Origin of the sequence: Pseudochrobactrum sp. AO18b, from assembly GCF_000409565.1 — a bacterium.
GTDB lineage: Bacteria > Pseudomonadota > Alphaproteobacteria > Rhizobiales > Rhizobiaceae > Pseudochrobactrum > Pseudochrobactrum saccharolyticum.
The window spans coordinates 1-1,211 of sequence record NZ_ANNO01000291.1 but is presented as its reverse complement, the minus strand read 5'-3'; the positions used below and the strand labels follow the sequence as shown (position 1 = coordinate 1,211).

The following is a 1,211-nucleotide window of genomic DNA, read 5'->3' as shown; positions in this document are numbered from 1 at the left end:
GCTGAAGAACTGGCCGAACCATCCGAGAGCGACGACGAGGAAAGTCAACAGGAAGAACAGGCTGATCCGGAAGAATCGCAGGAAGGTGCATCAGAAGAAGATGCAGAAAACCAGTCCGGCGACGGCGACAGTTCTGAAGACACCAATGAAGACCGTGAACGCGGTGATCTGGAAGCTGAAGATGCCGCCTATGAAGATGCTGATGACGGTGAAGAGGAAGATGCGGAAACACCGGGCGAAGCGCGCCGGTCTAACCAGCCGTTTTCCGATTTCGACAAGCATCATGACTATAAAGTTTTCACCCGTGAATTTGACGAGATCGTAGAAGCAACCGATCTCTGCGATGATGCGGAACTGGATCGTCTGCGTGGTTTTCTCGACAAGCAGCTTGCGAATTTGCAAGGCGTTGTCGGACGTCTCGCCAACCGTCTGCAGCGCCGTCTGATGGCGCAGCAAAACCGTTCATGGCTGTTTGATCTGGAAGAAGGTCATCTCGACAGCGCCAAACTGGTGCGTGTGGTGATTGACCCGACCCAGCCGCTGTCTTTCAAAACCGAACGCGATACCAATTTCCGCGATACGGTTGTGAGCCTGATTATCGACAATTCCGGCTCGATGCGCGGACGCCCGATTACTGTGGCTGCCACCTGCGCCGATATTCTGGCGCGTACGCTGGAGCGTTGCGGCGTGAAGGTTGAGATTCTCGGCTTTACCACCAAAGCTTGGAAAGGCGGCCAGTCACGTGAGGCATGGCTCGATCGCGGCAAACCTGCCCAGCCGGGTCGCCTCAATGATCTGCGCCACATTGTTTATAAAGGCGCTGATGCCCCTTGGCGTCGCGCACGACGCAATCTCGGCTTGATGATGCGTGAAGGCCTGCTGAAAGAGAATATCGACGGTGAAGCGCTGATGTGGGCGCATAACCGTCTGCTCGGCCGTCCTGAACAGCGCAAAATCCTGATGGTGATTTCTGATGGTGCGCCGGTTGATGATTCGACCCTGTCGGTTAATCCGGGCAATTATCTGGAACGTCATTTGCGCGCCGTGATTGATGAAATCGAAAACCGCTCACCGATTGAGCTGATTGCGATTGGTATCGGCCACGATGTGACCCGCTACTATCAACGCGCGGTGACCATTGTTGACGCGGAAGAACTGGCCGGTGCGATGACCGAGCAGCTCGCCTCGCTGTTTGATGATCAGGATCAGCC

The 1,211-nt window shown here is 55.4% G+C and carries 1 protein-coding gene; it reads left to right on the top strand.

The genetic code is table 11. The features are described 5' to 3' along the window. The coding region (locus tag A918_RS0111980) for a cobalt chelatase (RefSeq protein WP_022711302.1) at nt 1-1,211 on the top strand (1,211 nt) is incomplete at both ends.